1 protein-coding gene is annotated in these 559 nt (G+C 31.5%); it reads left to right on the top strand.

Features of this window, described 5'->3' with window-relative positions; all coding sequences use genetic code 11:
• Positions 1-161 precede the first annotated feature (161 nt).
• Positions 162-559 (top strand): hypothetical protein (locus NK213_RS18005; RefSeq protein WP_253351786.1); only part of this gene is annotated, 398 nt, incomplete at its 3' end.

Raw genomic sequence — 559 nt, 5'->3', positions numbered from 1 at the left:
GCAGCAGAAATATCAGGGAAAAATATGTATGGTATTGAATATGAAGAAGAATACTGCCAGATGATAATAGAAAGATACCTTAATTTTACAGGAGAAGATGAGATTACAATTAATGGCCAAAAAGTTTTATGGTCCGAATATAAGGAGGGCTAATTAGATGAATGGATATAAAGTTAATAGATCAGCTATATGTGAAACTTAAGCCTGAATATAAAACAAAAAAAGAAGTATATGAACGGATAAAAAGAGAATTATCCCTAGAAATGCAGACGGATAGTATAAAAAAGAAACATGAGAGATATCTCAAAAAAAAAGAAGAAGGACAGGACAAAAATTCAGGACAAAAAATCTTAAAACAGGACAAACGGGACACAAAAAACAGGACAACAGGACAAAGTAAAAAAATAGCAGTTCAGTCAGAAATAATAAGTAATAGAGGTAGGTTACAGGACAAGGAAATAATGGAACTTTCTGGAACTCCAAAGACAACATATTACAGATATAAAAATGAACTTTTGGAATATATGAGCAAAATGTCACAGGAGCTTTTAGAAGATGC

It is taken from the genome of Sebaldella sp. S0638 (assembly GCF_024158605.1).
Lineage (GTDB): Bacteria > Fusobacteriota > Fusobacteriia > Fusobacteriales > Leptotrichiaceae > Sebaldella.
This window is presented reverse-complemented; position numbering and strand designations above follow the sequence as displayed.